This is a genomic window from Paraburkholderia hospita (genome assembly GCF_002902965.1).
Lineage (GTDB): Bacteria > Pseudomonadota > Gammaproteobacteria > Burkholderiales > Burkholderiaceae > Paraburkholderia > Paraburkholderia hospita.
Window position 1 is genome coordinate 566,543 of record NZ_CP026109.1, and the last position, 17,030, is coordinate 583,572.

A 17,030-nucleotide genomic window follows, 5' to 3' on the forward strand; every position below is an offset into this window, starting at 1 on the left:
TCAGACAGAATCAGTCAGACATTGCGGCGCAGGTACGGCTTCACGCAGCCGAGCCCCGCCGACGTTCCCGCGCGCGGCCGGTATCCGCAGCCAATCCAGCCTTCGTAGCCGAGCGCGTCGATCAGATCGAACAGATACGGATAGTTTAGTTCGCCAATGTCCGACTCGTGCCGCTCGGGCACGCCCGCGATCTGGATGTGGCCGATGCGCGGCATGTCGCGCTTCAGCTTCACCGCGAGATCGCCTTCGACGATTGTGGTAGCAATCGAACTGCACCTGCTTCGGCGCGCCGACCTCCCCGCAGATCGCCTGCGCGTCGTCCTGGCGGCCAGAAAGAAGCCCGGAATGTGTCGCGCGTATTGATCGGCTCGATGACGATCGTGATGCCGTCGGCCTGCGCGGTCTACACGCGCCAAAGCGGGATACCATCGCTCGAAGCGATCTGCCGGTGACGTTCCTCTCCGAGAGGCGGCGACAGTGTGCGCCACGCCCAGTTCGAAGTTGACAGAATTGATACGTTCTACGACTCCATAGTCCAGGATCGCCACGCACGACCCCTACCATCCGTAATATGCAGGCCACGGATAGCCGTAGTAGTACGCCGGGTAGCCGTAATAAATGGGGTTGGGATAGTACGCGGGCGGGGGCACGGACACGAACGTGCAGTTCTGGCCGGATGACGGCAGGACATTTGGAGTTGTCGCCGCGCCGACGCGGCTGCTCGCCAAAGCCGGTTGCTGACCCTCAGCAGATGCTGCCGCGGCGCTGGTACAGGCGTAGTAGCCACCGGCGCCCGGATAGTAGCTGTATGAGCCATAGTAGACGCACCCCCATAGCGTCAATGCACCCACCACAGCAATTGGCCGGCGTATGACCTTTGCGCGAAGCATAGCCCCTCCTCGCGTCGTCGATTCGCTGAAGCGTTGCGGTTCGCGGCGCACGCGTGCATCCATTTTAGGCTGGACGGCGTCACGCGACGACTGGAGCCGGCTCAATTGCAGCAAGGTCATGCGTTCGCCACTCGTGACAGGCGATATGTCGACAGCTGCGGCGCTGGAACTGCCGATGCATGACTTCGAACTGCAGGCGTTGGAGCGCGCGACGCACCCCGCAATGGGTGCGTCGCGCTTTTCCGAGAAAGTGTGGGTGGGCGTACTCCGCCGAGAGCAGACAGCTCATCTGTTTGACGCCACTGTGACCACTTCGCATTGTGACGAGCGCCATGTCGCACTCAAGCGACATGGCAGGGACTTTGGTCAGCGGCAGTGGCAACAGCTGTGCCTTCGTGAGCGCCTTCCGAGCGGCCTTGCTGGTAATGCGATTCAGTGAGGCGATCGGACCGGACCAGCATGACCCCGCTGACGGTCTGGGACTCGGAACTATATTCAGGGTTATTGTGGGCTCGATGCAGCCTGTCCAGACAGCGCGTGACTCGCCTGATCGATGATCGATTTCGCGGTGCCAACAACAAGCGCGCGGTCGATGTCGGAGGTCTGCCAACGACCATTGCTATCTCTTGCGAACTGCAATTCTGCGTGAAGGATCGCGCCTGGATCATTTGACTGATCCGGCCGTAGGACGATGCTAACGTTGCAAGTGAATACAAGGCTACCGCTCGCGTTCGATGCTTTCGCGCAGTCACCATCGGATTTCACTGATGCCACCGAGTCGGAGGTCGGCAGCGGATTGCCCGCAAGGGCATTCAGGCCTCCCTTGTTCGCCGCGTCCAGCGCCCGACGGACGGCGCCGTCGATGTCTGATGCGCCCGGCCCTTCGTGCAGCCACCCACATGCAGTCAGCGCCGCACACGCTAGCGCCGCCAGCAGCATTCTTCTACGGTTCATTCTAATTCTCCCTCTCGGGCAACGTTGCCCATGTCGATTATTGCATTGTGTCCCGGAACCTTGTCGTCGCAATCCCGTAGCCAGCCTCCGCCAGCAATCCGGTAAGGATCATGGCCAGACATAGCGTCTGCGCGGTGTTCATGTTGCCTTGTCCGCGACGCATCGCATCGCATCGAGCGCGATATGGGACGCGGAAACGGTCATCTCGACGGCATTCGCCAGCGGTTGCGATTCGGGAATTTGATCACTCGATGACGACGGCTTTAGGCAGTTCGCAGCCGTTGTGACCACCTACGACCGACAGCTGCAGCGTGCGCCCTTTCCGCGGTTGCCGACGCCAGCGACCGGCTAGACAGGTTTCGAGCTGGGGAGTCGTTTGAAGACATGAAGGGATAGGCGCCCTACGTCACGGCCTCAAGGATGGCATCAAAAGATGCAAAGCGCGCCGGGGTACCTGTCGTCGCTCTGAACATGACACTTCAGGTCAACGCGCGTGAACGGGCGGGTCTTGTGTTTTGTGGCTTATCGTTACGACCCAAAGCGAAACGGTCATAAAAGAGGCGAGTCGGAAGACTCGCCTTGAATGGCAGGACGTCCGGTGCCCGTGCCGCCGATCTGGCCGCGATCCGCAACTGGGCGAACGGCGATCAGCCGCCCGGCGCCGTGCCTCGCATGTATTACGTCTCTGCATTCGCATCACCATCATCCAGCCATCGCCAGCCAGGCACAGCGCGTGGAGATGCCGTTCGCATCCTGGCGAACCGTGTCGGCTGTTCCGTCACGTCGCCACGCATCGGATCGGATCGGATCGGATCGAATCAGTACGAGTCGAGCCGGAGCGTAACGGTGCCCGAACTGTCAGGCTGCTCATATACGCCGCAAGGCAAGTCGTCGTGGCTGATCTGATTTTCGCCTCCCGGCGTCCGCGCGGCCTGCGGCACAAAGGACATCCCGACACCGTTCCACGCCGCGCATTTTTTCCGATTGCAGCTTCAACCCATGTCGTCAAGGTCGCGTTATAGGGGCAGCGCTGAACTTTTTCAGCCACGACAAAAATGGAGAATCGCATGAAGACGATGTTCGCTGCTCTGGCTTCCGCTCTGCTCGTTTCGACGGCTTTCGCACAAACTGCGGCACCGGCACCGGCACCGTCGACCTCTGCGACGATGGCGGCTCATGCTGGCAAGGCTGACCTGAAGGCCGGCACCGAAGCACAACCCGGCGCAACGAAGACGACAGCCGGCAAGGCGTCTGGCGAAGCTGGCGTCAAGAAGATTCCGGCCGCACACGCGAAGGCCAAGGCACACAAGGTGAGCAAGAAGACACAGGCCGTCAAGGCAGGAGCCGGGAAGGCCAAGACCGATGCTGGCAACGAAGCGAACGCCGCTGCCGCGAAGACCGACGCAACCGTGAAAACGCAATAAGGACCATCGGTCGCACACCGGCTCGTTGGTATCGGAATGCCGTACAGGGCGAGTCGAGGACTCGCCTTTTTTCGTGGCAGTTCAGCCAAACAGTTTCCTCTGCCACCTCCGGCTTTGCCGTTGCATGTCTGTCAAAGGTCGTCGTCGGGTATTTATGTCAAGCGTCGACGTCCGCTGCCCCGCCTTCCTCCTCTGCCCCGCGAAGCAGCCAATCAAACAGACAGCTTGTCGGCGTTATGCAAAGCCTTCCAGCCTTCCACAAGGCCGACGATCGGGTACATGCTTTTGTGTGTTTTCGGCCCGCAGCTCGTCCTGAAAAAAGCTAGCGGTGGTTCCTCGACCTCGGATTGCCTCGTTGTACTTCGCTCGTATCCCTCAGGCCACGCTCCTGTCGCCGCCATTTGAAAAACCCGCGTTCGGTCTGATTTCGCGATGTCATCGTGCTAGGATGCTTTTCGCTCACCGCGCCGAGGAATTAGCCATGGCAGCCCATGACTTCACCGAGTTCTCCTGGGACGAACAGGAAGACGTCAAGGCCGTGCTTGCAAGCCGCGGACTCGACCTGCGTGAGTTCAAGATCACGGACAATGACGACTATCCGGCGGGCGGCCGGAAGGGCGCGGTCCGGCAGATCTCCGTAACACGGGTCACCAACGGCAAGACGGCGATCTACGACACCGATCACTTCGCCACATGGCTCACGGATTTCGCCGACGCTCTGCAAGCAGGCGAGTTTGACGACTGAAGTCGCAGCATTCGGGGTGTTATATGCCTCGCCATCATTCGACGTGTGTATGGCCGAGACGCGATCCTCCCGTTAAATGATCAGCCTGTCTGGCTCCACGAATTTTGCCGGGTCGCGATTTGCGGCGCGAGAGTGAACCAAATCGTGGGAGGTCAGTTCACGCCACTCGGCGCGCACTTGGCGAGTTTGCAACTGCAGAAGTCGTGGTCAACACGGCGAGTCTCTCAACCGAAAATTCTTCGTTGAGGACAGCCACTCTGACCTGTGCCAGGCAATGCGCTCCCTCGTCCGTCCATCGCATTTGTTGCTTCTTCGCCATGCGATGGCTGACAACCAGGTTGACCGCGGACTCGGCAATGCTGCTACTGATCGGTAGCCCCTTGTGATAACGCATGCAATAGTTCACGAGCGTACCGGCGTTGTTCTCGATGTAGAAGTACAGGCGGCGCAGGTTCCAGTACAGCGTCGAGTACTCGTAGCCTTCCTTCGCCAACAGCGTGGGATCCATGGCCTTGATACGGGACACGGATTGCCGGCCCTTTCCATGCCAAACCAGCCACTTGGCGTGATCGATCTCTGTCTCCACAGCGCTTCGCTCGTGAGGCTCCATCGTCTGGCTCCCAAACACCGAGTTCTTCGCAGCCTTGAATTTCATCGCGATGTGAAACCAGTCCAGGATCCTTCCTCTAGCGAGCTGGCTGCCGTCCACAGCCTTGCCGAATTCGCCAGCGTTATCGCTGATCACGGTGACCCGCTCGTCTGGAGCCACGCCGCTTGCAAAGAGAAATTGGTCCAGCCGCGCGGGCGCCGATGGCACAAGCTTATGCACGTAAGCGTAGAGACGCGGGGTGCGATCAGCGAGAGTTGCGCGGCCCGCAACGATGTTGACATGGCGATCCTGCGCCAACTTCTGCGCCCAAGGCGATTTCAGCTCCGCAAGGTCGCGCGCCGCCCTGCGGCTCTTGGGGCTGCTGCTGAAGCTCAGCCACGCTGAGTCGACGCTCACGCAGCCGACGGCGGTCGATTCGCGAACCGGCTCCCCGCCGACCGGTTTTGGTCCAGACGCGATATCGCGGTTGATCTGCGCGTCCAGCGCGCTGCCCACGGCGAGGATTCGACGACGAGTACTACCGAAGGAAATCCCTTTGTCCAGTGGAAGGACCTCTCGAAGCAGCTCGGTGGCCTGACGGTACGGGAGATGGGCGGCCCACTTGGCCTGCAGGTACTCCAATTCCGGCGTCACACGCCGGTGAAGGGCCTTGCACAGTGGGCTCGAAGAACGGCGCGGTCGCCCTTGCTCTGCCGCACAGCTGCATGCCCAGAGCCTCGGACTCGGCACGTCGACCTTGCCAAACACGGTTCGCAGCACGATCGATCGGGCGTCCTTGTGCGCCAGCATCGAGCCACAGCGGTGGCAAGCCATTTGGCTCTTCATCCACCGGGCAGTCTGCTCGGGCACAAGAAACGATTGAACCTCGGCGAGCAAGGCACGACCTTCGGCAAGTGTCAGTCCCAGATCGGCGAGGCTGAGGTCATTTCGTTCAACCACAGCAAGAACCGTTGCATCAGTCGCACGCGCTTCCTCGCCCTCTACGCGGGCCTCGATGATCAGTCGCATAGCACCTCCGATCGGTTGGCAACGTCGCCAGCATAGCGGAAACGGCTCAGCGTGCCGGTCGGGCTCGCTGGGCTCTTTTCGCCGGGACTTCGTGATCGGGTGCGATGCCGTCATGCCGTCCATGACGTTGGTCAATGTCGACGGGAATTGCCTCCCACGGTTTGGTTCACTCTCCGCGTCAACGTGACACGCCCATTGGACATTTCAGTCTTCTTCGCTGGCCAATTCTGGGGCCGACATCCAACTTGGCGTGGCCCCGACCATGCCGTTCCGACGCTCCGCGCATTCGCTGAACACATGCCGTCATGGAAGGCGTGCGAAGGGTGGCCTTCTGCGACGGTCGCTCCGGAGGCCGGACAATTGCTCGCTCGTCATTAACGAGATCGGAGAGCGCAGAGACCAGCCCGAATAGAAGTACCAACGTCAGAAAGATCAACAACACCCAGTAATAGCCGTCGTCCATGTCACCCCCCGTTGGCCTGAACACTCCAATGGCGCTACTTGCGAGGACACCCGCCAAACCATTCGGAATAACGAAGCGGATTGCTAACCGGTTCACGAACACGCCAGGACGCTCAGCTGGCAGCACAACTCGCATCAACGAACCGAAGCGTTGCGCCGCCTCAAAAAAACTCCAGGCTCGCGACGGGTCCGCGACTCCCAGCCAGAAGAGTTGCGCCGCGCACGGGATCTCAACGTTCCGCGCGACGAAGCGCAATACTCGTGCGGCTTGAAACGTCTGCAGTGTTCTTCATATCCGCGGCCCCCCGTTTGCCCGTTCCGCCGAGGTGGCCAGGAACTGCGTCACACGATTCCCGGCAACGCGCCTCGCGCGAGTCATTCATTGCTGTACACAACGTCTTCCCCACTCTGCCGCGTACAACACGGCCTGACCTGCGTCGTGGAAATATTCCAGCGTGTGGAAAGCATCTATGCGGTTGCCGGGCCGCTCGACAAGAATGTTGGCCGGATAAAGGCCGGCTGCCGTTCTCCCCGTGCTCGCTGTCGGGCGACAACCTGCAAGGTATTCCGGGCGGACTATCTGACTCGTAGAACGGACTACTGGACAAAATGCTGCCTCCGTCTCGGCAAGCAGATGACCAGGAAAGCGAGCCATATCTTCATCGAAGACCATCGACAGGTATTGAGTTTGCGTTTTCATGACGTAGTTGAACCAACCGTACGTGGCCCGCCACGCGAACTGCAAAGGCGACAACACGCCGCGCCGCAGAGCAACGCAACCGGGCTCGAGTCGAGATCGCCCCCCGACCGGATGATCACGCACAAGCGTGATCACATAGCGATTTCCTGACGGATTCGCTACTGTCGCATATTGGTCGTGGGGTGCCTGGGAGGCTTGGCCCGGCTTCCGCCTGACTATCGTTTGGTAGTCAGGCAGAGCACCGGGCAGAAAGAAGTGCGGACTTGTCCGCAGGACAGACGCGGCTCCGGATGCGTTTTGCGATTTCTGGATTCCTGCGCGCAGTCGCCCACGTCCCGGCTCCGCCGGGTTGGAGGATTGCGCTGAAGGAACAAAACAAAACTAAAAACACAGCTATGGCCTCCGAACGAAGAAAGACTTCTGGAAAAGCCAGGAAAACTTACAGGTCCATTTAAACCCGGTTGCCGGAATAAGGCAAGCGTCAGCCGGGATTGGTGTCGCCCACCTCAATGTTCGCTCGCGATGTCTTCAGGCGTGAGAGGCGTTGTGCCGTATGACCGCGGCGCAAAGCGTTTAACGACATGCGCCGTCATGCCCCTGGCCAGTTCTTCCTCTCCAAAGAACACTGTCCCGATACCCTCCTTGCGGAGCATCTGCGACTCGTCCTCGCTGTGCGTACGCAAGACAATCTCGATGTCGGGATTGAGCGAGCGAGCCGTCTCGACCATTTGGGGGACATTGCGCGAATCGGGCATTGCGACCACCAGCATGGCTGCATCGGCGATATGCGCCTGAATCAGCACGGCGGGTTCCGTCGCATCCCCAGACACGGCAGCAACACCCTTATTGCGCAGGATCTCGACCAGCTCGCGGTTCTGCTCGGCCACCACATAGGGGATCCCGTTCGCATCGAGCGCAGTAGCGATGCGACGACCCACACGTCCGTGTCCCACCAGCACAACCTGCCCTTCAAGATACCTGCGCTCGATGCTCATCGGCAGTTCGGCATAGGGGTCGCCCCGTCGTTCCAAACGGCGAGCCAGGTCGGAATATTGAAGCGTCCAGCGCCTTATTGGCTCGATCGTCCCAAACAGCAGCGGATTCAAGGCAATGGAGATCAGCGCGCCGGCAAGCACCAGACTCATCCCCTCAGGAGACAGCAGTCCGAGTGCAAGTCCAAGACCAGCGAGGATGAACGAGAACTCCCCGATCTGAGCCAGGCTGGCCGAGACCGTCAATGCCGTGTTGAGTGGGTAACGAAAAGCCAGGACGAGAGCGAATGCCGCGACGGACTTGCCAAAGACGATGATGGAGACCACGCCAAGAACCCGCAGCGGCTGTTCCAGCAGAATGCCGGGCACGAATAACATGCCCACCGACACAAAGAACAGCACCGAGAAGGCATCGCGCAACGGTAAAGATTCCTGGGCAGCGCGGTGGCTGAACTCCGACCCGCGCATTACCATGCCGGCGAAGAATGCGCCCAGGGCAAACGACACCCCGAACAGCTCAGAGGCGCCGTAGGCAATGCCGATAGCGGACGCGATGACCGACAGGGTGAACAGTTCACGCGAGCCGGTGCGCGATACTTGCCACAACAGCCACGGCAATACACGGCGACCTGCGATCAGCATCAAGGCAATGAAGGCCCCCACTTGCAGCAGTGTTTTCCCGATCGTCACCCACAAGGGTTGAGCCGCCGCCTGCGTTGCAACAGAGCCGCCCAGCACGTCAGCGAGCGGTGGCAGCAACACCAGAACCAGCACGGTGGCCAGGTCCTCGACTACGAGCCAGCCGACAGCGATTCGCCCGTTCATGGTGTCGAGTACGCCTCGGGTTTCCATCGCCTTGAGTAGCACCACGGTACTGGCGCAAGAGAGCGACAAGCCGAAGATCAGTCCGCTGCCCCAGCTCCATCCCCACCACATTGACACCAGCATGCCCAGCACTGTCGCCATGGCCATCTGCACCACTGCGCCGGGCACAGCAATGCGCTTGACCGCCAAAAGGTCATTGATCGAGAAATGCAAACCAACGCCAAACATCAGCAGCATGACGCCGATTTCCGACAGCTGTGAGGCGATATGTGTGTCAGCCACGAAACCAGGCGTGGCCGGACCGATAATGATGCCGGCAACCAGATAGCCCACCAACGCCGGTATTTTGATTCGCTCGGCAATAAATCCGAGGATCAACGCGACACTGAAGCCGGAGGCAATGGTCGTGATCACAGAAATGTTATGGTCCATTCGGTTCTCTGGTCGGTCCTCGGTGGAACGTGTCCTGCAAATCGTTGTCCGGTATGGGCCGGCGCGGCCTCTAACAAACATCGCATTATTGGTATTCAGGATGCTCAGTTGAGCTATACGCTATCCTGATGTCAGGCAAGCTGTGATCGGTGAGACGATCAATCGAGGCTGATGGCGCACGAATTCGCTGACGTGGTCTGGCCTCAATTCAGCAGGACACGGTTACCGACTCGCTCGTCCTGCGCTAGCTCAGCGCCTATCCGTGGTAGGACAGGCCGGCCATCGGATTGCACAAACTGGGCGGCGGCGGACGAACGCTCTTCACGCTCAAAGGGCTGCAGGATCCAACATCGGTGATACCGCGTATCCCCCAGGCTGAATACGGGGGAGATCTTCAACTCGCACATCCGCCCCGTAACAGAATCAGCGCTATCGCGCCGGCAGCCTTAACCTGAGGGTAGCCGCGATCCCGCTGTCGAACACGGTAATGTGGAACGGGCGATCGCTGCCTTTGAGACAGCGGCATCACATCGACGAGAACCTGCTGACCATCTTGCCCCGCTCGGGCGGAGTCGCATCCACCCGCCCCTGGTGATTACGTCTGGCAAGTCAGCGAGCGTTGTTCAGTGGTGGTGTGCTCGCTGCCCATACCTTACAACATGATAACAAGTGCAGCAAGTTCGTTGTATGCGGGATGAACACGTCCTCGCGTTTCCTCCGCGCGGGCATGCGGCGCCAGTCGTTTCATCGCCTGTTCAGGTAACAGATAGGCCATTCAGCGCAGACGCACCGAATCTTTCACTTACCTTGCATATTCCTGCCAAATGGGCTTTAATGAGGCTGTACGCATTCCTGATTGTTCAGCCACCCAATCCCTGTTGAAACCATTGCCATGTCTTTCATCCCGAATCCTCTTCTCACGTCGTGTCCCGTTCCGGCCCAAGCCGGAACGGGCATCGGTTGGCGTCGGAAGACTGGGATTGTGAGACCCCGCTGGAGCCGCGGAGGTCCCGCGGACAAGTCAGCACTTCCTTTTGCCCGGCTCTTCGCGTAACACACTACCGCGAAGGCCCGGGCCCCCTACCTCAGCTGGCCGCCTACGACCGTTCACGGTTGCGACTTTCCTTCAGGACGCCGCGACCTGACGTGCTGCATGCACATGCGTGGGCGAATGACGCATTCCACCGAATCCTCGTTGCGCTGCGAACGTGCGGCCGTTCGTCGCACGTCCGAGACGCGACGAGGGCCTATGCGAGCAACCGGGAAAACCATGGAAACGCAAACCAAACGTTCAAACGAAGCGCAGGAGCCTGGTGCGACACCCGCCATTTCGATCACGCGTCGGGCTGCTGATATACAGGCCATCCTGTTGCAGACGGGACGCAGTGACCCGCTGAACTGTTGCGCTGAATACAAAGGCTACCGCCTGAATGCCTATGCCAGGCCTACGTCTAGCGAGCTGTATGCGGCCGATCTGGTGATTGGGCGCCCTGGATTTCCATCACGTCACTTCCGCGCCCTGGACCACTTCTACGACGTGCGGCAAGCCCTGCATTATGCGACCAGATGGGGAAGAATCTGGGTCGACCATCAACTGACGAAAAACACCGGCAACGTCAGTCGCCTGGACAATCGCGCGCAGCAGTCTTGATGCTTCACTCGACAACATAGGAAGATGATTCGTTATGCATACTATATCAAGATGCAGGAGTGACGGAACATTGCGCTTCGTGGTTAGGAACCCTTCCGTCCCAACGGCAGCGCTCCTGTACTGGCTGGGAATGCCAGAACCGTCACAGGATGCGAGTTTCAGGGAGGTCACCCAGCGTTTCAGCTGCCTGATGCAGGTTGTTTTCGCGGATGAGCGTCCCGGCGCGTTTGTCAACCGGAAGGTCGTGCGCGAAGTTGTCCGGTCTGGCGTAGTTGACCGCCTCGTCTTTTTCGATGATTCGTGGCTGGACGTATGGAATGACAGTCGTTGCGTGGACATCTGTAATCTGCATTCCTGCCGGAGGCACACATGTCACTTGCCCGAACCTCTTCATCTATGACTGTGAATGCACACGCCGAAGTCCCGCCGATCCTTTCGGAACCCGACATGGATCGCCTCAGGGCATGTGTGCTCCTGCCAACGGTGTCGGCCCAGCAGCGCGCGTTGGTGGAAGCACTCGAATCTACAGCCGTTGTTGTCGACCACACCGAGATTCCACCGAACGTCGTCACGATGAACACGACCGTCCAATGCACAACGGTCGACGGCGCTCACGCACATACGTGGACGTTGGTCTATCCGGACGAGGCGGACTACCTGCGAGGGCGACTGTCTGTGCTGTCACCTGCCGGCATCGCGTTACTCGGTGCGCGTTGCGGCCAGACCGTGGTATGCCGGCCGCCACGCGGCGTACCGATCCAATATGTCATCAGAGAAATCCTGTTGCAGCCGGAGAGCCGGCGCAGGGCGTAGCCTGGTGAGTCAGATTCAGATATCGCACCTCGAGACTGACGGAGGGTCCATATGTATGGTGCGAACGCGATACTTTTTCCCACAAAGATCCAGATAATCGGAGAGACCGACATGTTGAGCCCCCATGAATTCGCCACCTTGATGTTAGTCAACGCAGCGGCCGACCAGATCGACCCGACCCGCGAAGAGCTTGGCACGTTGCTGAAGCGTCAACTTGTTGCATTCGAACAGCTCGCGTCCGGACGCCAGCGTCCCCGCCTTACCAGCGCGGGCAACTCCGTGCTTCGAGCCATGGTGCGAACGCGTTGAGCAGGATCCGCCGACGCCCGGTTACCCGGAATCACGCTACCGAACGCTTCACCAGCACCGGCACTGCCACGATCTGGCTGTCGATGGCGACTACATGCGCGCGGGGGATCCAGTCGGATCGCCCCTCTGCAAATCGATGGATGTGACTGCGCATGCTGCGCACCTCGTCGGCCCCGTCACCCGATCCATCGCACGGCCCTAAGCCACGCGAGATCACCCCTGAAGGAGAGACATGATGCTGTCCCATGAACAGATTGCTGCAACCCAAAAAGCCTACCTCGACAACCTTTTCAACCTGACCAACGGAATCGTCGAGGGCGCCGACAAGCTGGCCCGGCTGAACATGGAGGCGACCCGGTCGACGCTGGCCGGTCAGCTCGACGGGACGCAGAAGGCGCTTGCCGTCAGGGAACCACAGGAATGGCTGCGGCTGCATGACCGCCTTGCTGCGCCGACGGCAGAGAGGATCCAGGCCCGGAACCACCAGCTTTTCGAGATCGCAGCGTCGATTCAAGTCGACATTATGCGGTTCGCGCAGGCGCAGTGGGAAGCGTATGGCCACCGGGTCAGGACACTGGCGGAGGACGTCGCGAAAAGCGCGCCCGTGGGCTCCGGCTCCGCTGTGGCCGCGCTCAATTCCACGATCACCGCCACCCGCAAGCTGTATGAAACCCTGCAGGAAACCGGTCGGCGGGCGGTCGAGGTCACCCGAAGCAGCTTCGATGCAGCGGCGATGGCCGTTCCGGGAACCGCCCGTCGCACGATCGGGCCAGCGAACGAGGCGACGAAGCGATGACCACGATACCGGCACCACAGACATGGTGCTGAACCCTGCATGTATTGACCAGCAGGAGGGGGTGAATGAATGACACGCAAGATCGCCAGAGCGTCTAACGATGCAGCTGACACCCGAGCGAACGACCTGACAGGTCGTCGCCGGGTGTGGGAAGGAGGTGAAGATGCACGAAAGCTGGGTAAGCATGTTGGTGGGTTTCGCGGTGCTGCTGTTTGCAGTCGTTTTCATGGTCGGCCATTATCGGCTGGAGCATCGGCGGGCACAGCTGTTGAGGCAGATGGACCGCACGTATCACGGGCACCGCCCTCGCAACCGCCGGTCTATGTGCGATCCGGACGACCCGCAGAACAACAACACGAATCCTGCCGGGAAAGCCTATGAACGTTGACCACCATCTGGCGCAGGAACTGGCGCATATCCGCGTCATGATCGCGCAACTCGAACTCCTGGTTCGTGAAGACGATATACGTTGGACGAACCAGGTGAACTCACCCGACTACTGGCGCGCACGGATCAATGCGATCCTGGCGACGGATCCTCCTGCGCTCGAACCGCTGTGCGCGCTCGAAGGACTCGATCTTCGTAGCGGCACTGAGGGCCCGTTCGAGGGCGAAGTGGGCCGCGCCCAGTGGTGTAGGGACGACGGTCTGGCGCCCGCGCCGGGTCATTGGCACGTGCAGTGCGTTGATCAGGAAGTCACGCGGCCGGAGCACAATGCGCTCGCCGCTGACGGCAGTGAGTCGTGCTCGCGTAGACGATAGGCATGTCGTACATGGTGACGATTGACGGCGAGCAGATCGCCGCGCCACGCCCCCTACTCTGCCAGGCACAAATGCGACGCACCTAGACGGCATGGCTGGTCACCTTTCGCAGCCCGCGCGCGAGCCGTGTGGTGCGTTCGCCGCTGAATCCGGCGTCCGCAAGGCCTGCGCGAACGCGTTGAACCAGTGCGGCATAGCGGCTTTGCCCCGGCCGTCTTTTGAACTCGCCTGTCCACGATTGCACATTCTTCAGCGAGTCCGCAATCAGCTCGCCGAGCGCACTTTGATTGCGCATCGCAACGTCTATGCCGTCCGGCCAGAGGCTCGATCTCGCGGCGACATAGTCGCGTATGAGGGTTCGCGTCGCTGCGTTGATCTCGCTCCAGTCCTTTGCATCGACCACGACTTCACGCAATACTTTAATATCGTGTTCGATCCGTCGCGCCGGCAGTTCACAAGCATGTTGCTACCACTCGTGAGCAAGTGATGCGAGACACAGGTTCGACCGACCAACGTTGTATGAGTTGGTGAACTCAGTTTCCGCAAGTGTCCTCATTCCTTCGTGATCGAGGGTCCCAAGCGGGACACCTAGCCCTATCCACAGTAAGCCGAAGACGCGGGTTGGTAATGACGTGTATCGAACTGGGCACTCCATGTCGCATACTCGATATTTTGGATTCGCCTCGTTCAGTCTCAAGGTCGAATATCAATCGCCGATATCCTGACTTCGCCGCCTTTTCCACGCATAGGGTCGACGGGGGACAGGTCGCGCCGCACCGGTCGACCGAGGTCTGGTTTCCCCAGCATACGTGAAGGATGAAACGGCGTCGCAGTTCGCCTGTGAGCGGCAAAATGAGTCCGTCAAACGACCGCTCGCCGGAGTGATCGCCCGCAACGGAATCAACGAAATGGGTTCGTAAGTCGCGTCTCGGGCGCAATGGTGAAGGGTTCGATCGGAGTTCTCGTCGTCGGGCGGCGATGCGCCCGACCAAGCTTAACTGAGCGGTGCCGACCTATTCCGTTGAAAAACTCCCCCAGGAGTCGAGTTCTTGGCTGTCCTGGAATCCATCAATCGACGGGAGTGCATCGTCATGATGGGCCAGCGAAGCGGCGATCAGGAGCAGCTGTTTTACGTGTTTAACCTGGATGATCACGTTCCGAAAGACCATCTGTTACGCGGCATAGATCACTTCTTCGATGCCGGCGACCTCCGTAAGCACATGGCGTCGTTTTACAATCATACGGGATGCCCCTCGGTCGATCCCGAGTTGATGATTCGCATGCTGATCGTCGGATACTGCTTCGGCATCCGCTCCGAGCGGCGGCTGTGTGAAGAAGTCCATCTGAATCTCGCGTATCGCTGGTTTTGCCGTCTCGGTCTTGAGGATGCCGTTCCGGATCACTCAACATTCTCAAAGTATCGCCATGGGCGATTTCGCGACAGCGATATGCTGCGCCATGTATTCGAATCAGTTTTGCGTCGCTGCATGAACGAGGGCCTCGTAGGCGGTGAAGGGTTCGCGATCGACGCCAGCGTCATCACAGCCGACGCCAATCGCACCCGTGGCATCGCGGGGACTGAAACAATCGACTGGAGTCGCGGCGAAGGACCGAGCCGTGCGGTGCGCGAGTATCTGGCGACGCTCGATGAGAACGACACTGATGCGCAGGTGGTAGAAGCATCGCAGGAACCCGCTACACAGCCAAAGAACATTTCGCTGACCGATCCGGCTGCACGCTGGACCGCAGCACCCGGTGCCCCGGCGTTCTACGCCTACTCGATCAACTACCTGATTGATCTTCATGCGGGAATCATCATGGATGTCGAGGCCACACCCGCATACCGCACACAGGAGGTCGACTCGACCAGGACCATGATTGACCGGGTCGAGCAGCGCTTCCGCCTCAAACCTCAACAGCTGGTGGGTGATACTGCTTATGGCACCGCGTCGATGCTTGCCTGGATCATCAATGACAAGGCGATCGAGCCGCATGTTCCGGTCTGGAAGAAAAGGGCGCGTAGCGACGAGACGTTCTCGAACAGCGATTTCCAATGGTTCGAGCAAAGCAATGAATATCGCTGCCCCGCTGGACATGCACTGCGTAGCGAACGTCGTCGATTCAGAAATCCGCGCACGCATATCACCAAGGCCAAAACGGTCGTCTATCGATCAAGCCAGTTGGACTGCGCTGGATGCTTGAATACAGCATCGCGGCTCGCGATCGCCCATGCGATTTGTCTTATATAGTCTTTACCTGTCAACCTGGCAGTTCCGTTTGGAATGCAGTAGTACAAATCATATGTCCAATGCAACTTCTCTGGGAAGAAGTTGGAATGGGATGTTAGTCCCTCCTTGGGCGGAATGACTTCGGCCTGGATTTCAGACCTCCCGATACTCACACCCGGGGTCCAAAGCCGAAAACGGAGCACGAAAGCGCGATTTTCAGCGCAGCCCAGAGCAGCCATATCCGTCCACATGATCAATCTTTCGTATCAGCGTGTCGACCTCGATATGAGGGAAGTAGTCCCGGCACACCTCGTCGATTGGGATGATGGCTTTGGCTCCATACTGGGCCATGAGGATGAAGGCGGTGTTCATGCGCACCTTGCGTGAAATTCAGCGGCCGTGACCACCTCCGTGCCCGCCATGTCCGCCGCCCCCGCGTCCTCCGCCTCCCCAGTTTCCTCCGCCATGGCCACGCCAACCGTGATGGAAATCGCCGTGACCATGTCGGTGGTCCCATCCACCGCCACCCCATATATTGACGGTGCCATAGCCAAACGCCGGCACGTACTCTGGTCCATAAGCACCATACCCTGAATCGGCGTAGCCGTAGCCCGGGTACGCGACACAACCTGATAAGACGCCCACCAGTCCGAAGACCGCGATCAGCTTAACCATGTTTCTGTACCTCCCTCAATGATGAGAGCGGTGGCGAAAGGCAGAAGTTCGAGTGGGAATTGTGTCCGCTTATTACCGTGCTGACGGGGCTCCGTGCGTGCTAACTGAGCGGCTATAGTTTGGTGGAAGGCGGCAGAAGAGCTAAAGGCCCCAGATAATGTCCGCATCGCTCTTGCGCGCTTCGCGCATCATGTCCAGAAAGGGCCACGCACGTTGCGAAAGTCGGTTACGCGACTCGCGGTGATTGTCGGCAGAACAGTGCAACGGTTCTAGCGTCTCCTCTGCTTTCGCGTCGGCCAAGATCGCCGCTTCCAGCCGCCCGATTGCACCGGGCAGTTCATCGTGCATGATGACGCCACGGGTGTCGAGTCGCTTTCCAATCAAACCCAGTAGGTATTGAGCGAGATCCCGAAGCATGACCACATCCGGAGACGCCCTCGATTGAAATGTAATTAGCATGATGGCTCCTTTGGAAAGACATACGACAACCGCCTCGCCGATCGGACTCTTTCGCGCATTATCTTATGAAGTAATCCGCAATCCATAGCTCCGCCTCGACTCGCCCATCGCTATTTTATATCATGACGTGATATAAACAAACGAGGATTGAGTCCACTCTACGGCACCGTTGTTCCCGCTCAGTGCAGCCGCGACGGACAGACGCTCGTCGCTTGTCCCACCATCGCCGGCTTGTTGTCCGATTCTTTCACCCGTCCCCCGACGACCATGCGCGCCGGTTCCGCGCATCGCAACTG

The 17,030-nt window shown here is 59.6% G+C and carries 20 protein-coding genes and 2 pseudogenes; 11 read left to right on the forward strand and 11 right to left on the reverse strand.

The genetic code is table 11. The features are described from left to right. Positions 1–14 precede the first annotated feature (14 nt). Positions 15–400, reverse strand: a pseudogene (locus C2L64_RS51725) (TIM barrel protein); the annotation flags it as partial. Between the two features lie 157 nt (positions 401–557). Beyond that, positions 558–1,010, reverse strand: a complete 453-nt coding sequence (locus C2L64_RS51730) for a hypothetical protein (RefSeq protein ID WP_090839211.1) — start codon at positions 1,008–1,010, stop codon at positions 558–560. On the opposite strand from C2L64_RS51730, the gene C2L64_RS51735 reads away from it, so the two are divergent. Beyond that, positions 1,009–1,329: a hypothetical protein gene (locus C2L64_RS51735; RefSeq protein WP_090839213.1), complete on the forward strand. Its 321-nt coding sequence runs from the start codon at positions 1,009–1,011 to the stop codon at positions 1,327–1,329. The genes C2L64_RS51730 and C2L64_RS51735 overlap by 2 nt on opposite strands. 62 nt (positions 1,330–1,391) lie before the next feature. Here the strand turns inward: C2L64_RS51735 and C2L64_RS51740 are convergent, their stop codons facing one another. After that, a complete protein-coding gene (locus C2L64_RS51740) occupies positions 1,392–1,829 on the reverse strand; it encodes a hypothetical protein (protein WP_244144704.1) in 438 nt (145 codons plus the stop codon). Positions 1,830–2,423: 594 nt separating this feature from the next. Here C2L64_RS51740 and C2L64_RS51745 point away from each other — a divergent pair. The 3 genes from C2L64_RS51745 to C2L64_RS51755 all read left to right on the forward strand — a co-directional run bounded on the left by C2L64_RS51745 (position 2,424) and on the right by C2L64_RS51755 (position 4,013). After that, positions 2,424–2,750, forward strand: coding sequence for a hypothetical protein (locus C2L64_RS51745; protein ID WP_090839217.1), 327 nt, complete (start codon positions 2,424–2,426; stop codon positions 2,748–2,750). A 161-nt stretch (positions 2,751–2,911) separates the two neighbouring features. Continuing rightward, positions 2,912–3,268 carry a hypothetical protein gene (locus C2L64_RS51750; RefSeq protein ID WP_090839221.1) on the forward strand — a complete coding sequence of 119 codons (357 nt, stop codon included), beginning with the start codon at positions 2,912–2,914 and terminating at the stop codon, positions 3,266–3,268. A 481-nt stretch (positions 3,269–3,749) separates the two neighbouring features. Further along, a complete protein-coding gene (locus C2L64_RS51755; RefSeq protein WP_090839219.1) occupies positions 3,750–4,013 on the forward strand; it encodes a hypothetical protein in 264 nt (87 codons plus the stop codon). Positions 4,014–4,170: 157 nt separating this feature from the next. Here C2L64_RS51755 and C2L64_RS51760 read toward each other — a convergent pair whose 3' ends face one another. The 3 genes from C2L64_RS51760 to ybaL all read right to left on the reverse strand — a co-directional run bounded on the left by C2L64_RS51760 (position 4,171) and on the right by ybaL (position 9,042). Next, the gene (locus tag C2L64_RS51760; RefSeq protein WP_158660664.1) at positions 4,171–5,631 is read right to left on the reverse strand and encodes an ISKra4 family transposase; all 1,461 of its coding nucleotides are present in this window, start codon (positions 5,629–5,631) and stop codon (positions 4,171–4,173) included. 841 nt (positions 5,632–6,472) lie between these two features. Beyond that, entirely contained in the window at positions 6,473–6,928 is a 456-nt protein-coding gene (locus C2L64_RS53970) for a hypothetical protein (RefSeq protein WP_133062171.1), read from the reverse strand. A gap of 371 nt (positions 6,929–7,299) precedes the next feature. After that, a complete protein-coding gene (ybaL, locus tag C2L64_RS51775) occupies positions 7,300–9,042 on the reverse strand; it encodes a YbaL family putative K(+) efflux transporter (RefSeq protein WP_086916413.1) in 1,743 nt (580 codons plus the stop codon). Positions 9,043–10,312: 1,270 nt separating this feature from the next. On the opposite strand from ybaL, the gene C2L64_RS51780 reads away from it, so the two are divergent. After that, positions 10,313–10,693: a hypothetical protein gene (locus tag C2L64_RS51780; protein ID WP_176133942.1), complete on the forward strand. Its 381-nt coding sequence runs from the start codon at positions 10,313–10,315 to the stop codon at positions 10,691–10,693. A 142-nt stretch (positions 10,694–10,835) separates the two neighbouring features. On the opposite strand, the gene C2L64_RS53975 is transcribed toward C2L64_RS51780, so the two are convergent. Beyond that, the gene (locus tag C2L64_RS53975; protein WP_009770996.1) at positions 10,836–11,045 is read right to left on the reverse strand and encodes a hypothetical protein; all 210 of its coding nucleotides are present in this window, start codon (positions 11,043–11,045) and stop codon (positions 10,836–10,838) included. Positions 11,046–11,140: 95 nt separating this feature from the next. Here C2L64_RS53975 and C2L64_RS51790 point away from each other — a divergent pair, with 95 nt between their 5' ends. The 5 genes from C2L64_RS51790 to C2L64_RS55730 all read left to right on the forward strand — a co-directional run bounded on the left by C2L64_RS51790 (position 11,141) and on the right by C2L64_RS55730 (position 13,372). Next, positions 11,141–11,506 carry a GreA/GreB family elongation factor gene (locus tag C2L64_RS51790; protein ID WP_086916421.1) on the forward strand — a complete coding sequence of 122 codons (366 nt, stop codon included), beginning with the start codon at positions 11,141–11,143 and terminating at the stop codon, positions 11,504–11,506. Positions 11,507–11,617: 111 nt separating this feature from the next. Next, entirely contained in the window at positions 11,618–11,815 is a 198-nt protein-coding gene (locus tag C2L64_RS51795; RefSeq protein WP_086908814.1) for a hypothetical protein, read from the forward strand. Between the two features lie 232 nt (positions 11,816–12,047). Further along, positions 12,048–12,611: a phasin family protein gene (phaP, locus tag C2L64_RS51800; RefSeq protein WP_242684159.1), complete on the forward strand. Its 564-nt coding sequence runs from the start codon at positions 12,048–12,050 to the stop codon at positions 12,609–12,611. 163 nt (positions 12,612–12,774) lie between these two features. Beyond that, on the forward strand, positions 12,775–12,999 hold the full coding sequence (locus C2L64_RS51805) for a hypothetical protein (RefSeq protein WP_086916414.1): 225 nt from the start codon (positions 12,775–12,777) through the stop codon (positions 12,997–12,999). Then, positions 12,989–13,372, forward strand: coding sequence for a DUF3564 family protein (locus C2L64_RS55730; protein ID WP_242684160.1), 384 nt, complete (start codon positions 12,989–12,991; stop codon positions 13,370–13,372). Before C2L64_RS51805 ends, C2L64_RS55730 begins: the two co-directional genes overlap by 11 nt. An 82-nt stretch (positions 13,373–13,454) precedes the next feature. Here C2L64_RS55730 and C2L64_RS51815 read toward each other — a convergent pair whose 3' ends face one another. Then, positions 13,455–13,787 carry a hypothetical protein gene (locus C2L64_RS51815; protein WP_086916415.1) on the reverse strand — a complete coding sequence of 111 codons (333 nt, stop codon included), beginning with the start codon at positions 13,785–13,787 and terminating at the stop codon, positions 13,455–13,457. 676 nt (positions 13,788–14,463) lie between these two features. Here C2L64_RS51815 and C2L64_RS51820 point away from each other — a divergent pair. Beyond that, positions 14,464–15,570: pseudogene (locus C2L64_RS51820) on the forward strand (IS1182 family transposase); the annotation flags it as partial. A gap of 246 nt (positions 15,571–15,816) precedes the next feature. On the opposite strand, the gene C2L64_RS51825 reads toward C2L64_RS51820, so the two are convergent. The 3 genes from C2L64_RS51825 to C2L64_RS51835 all read right to left on the reverse strand — a co-directional run bounded on the left by C2L64_RS51825 (position 15,817) and on the right by C2L64_RS51835 (position 16,734). Then, positions 15,817–15,972 carry a pyocin activator PrtN family protein gene (locus C2L64_RS51825; protein ID WP_086916416.1) on the reverse strand — a complete coding sequence of 52 codons (156 nt, stop codon included), beginning with the start codon at positions 15,970–15,972 and terminating at the stop codon, positions 15,817–15,819. 18 nt (positions 15,973–15,990) lie between these two features. Continuing rightward, entirely contained in the window at positions 15,991–16,275 is a 285-nt protein-coding gene (locus C2L64_RS55735) for a hypothetical protein (protein ID WP_086916417.1), read from the reverse strand. Between the two features lie 141 nt (positions 16,276–16,416). Then, complete coding sequence (locus tag C2L64_RS51835) at positions 16,417–16,734, reverse strand: DUF1840 domain-containing protein (RefSeq protein ID WP_086916418.1); 318 nt, start codon at positions 16,732–16,734, stop codon at positions 16,417–16,419. Positions 16,735–17,030 lie beyond the last annotated feature (296 nt).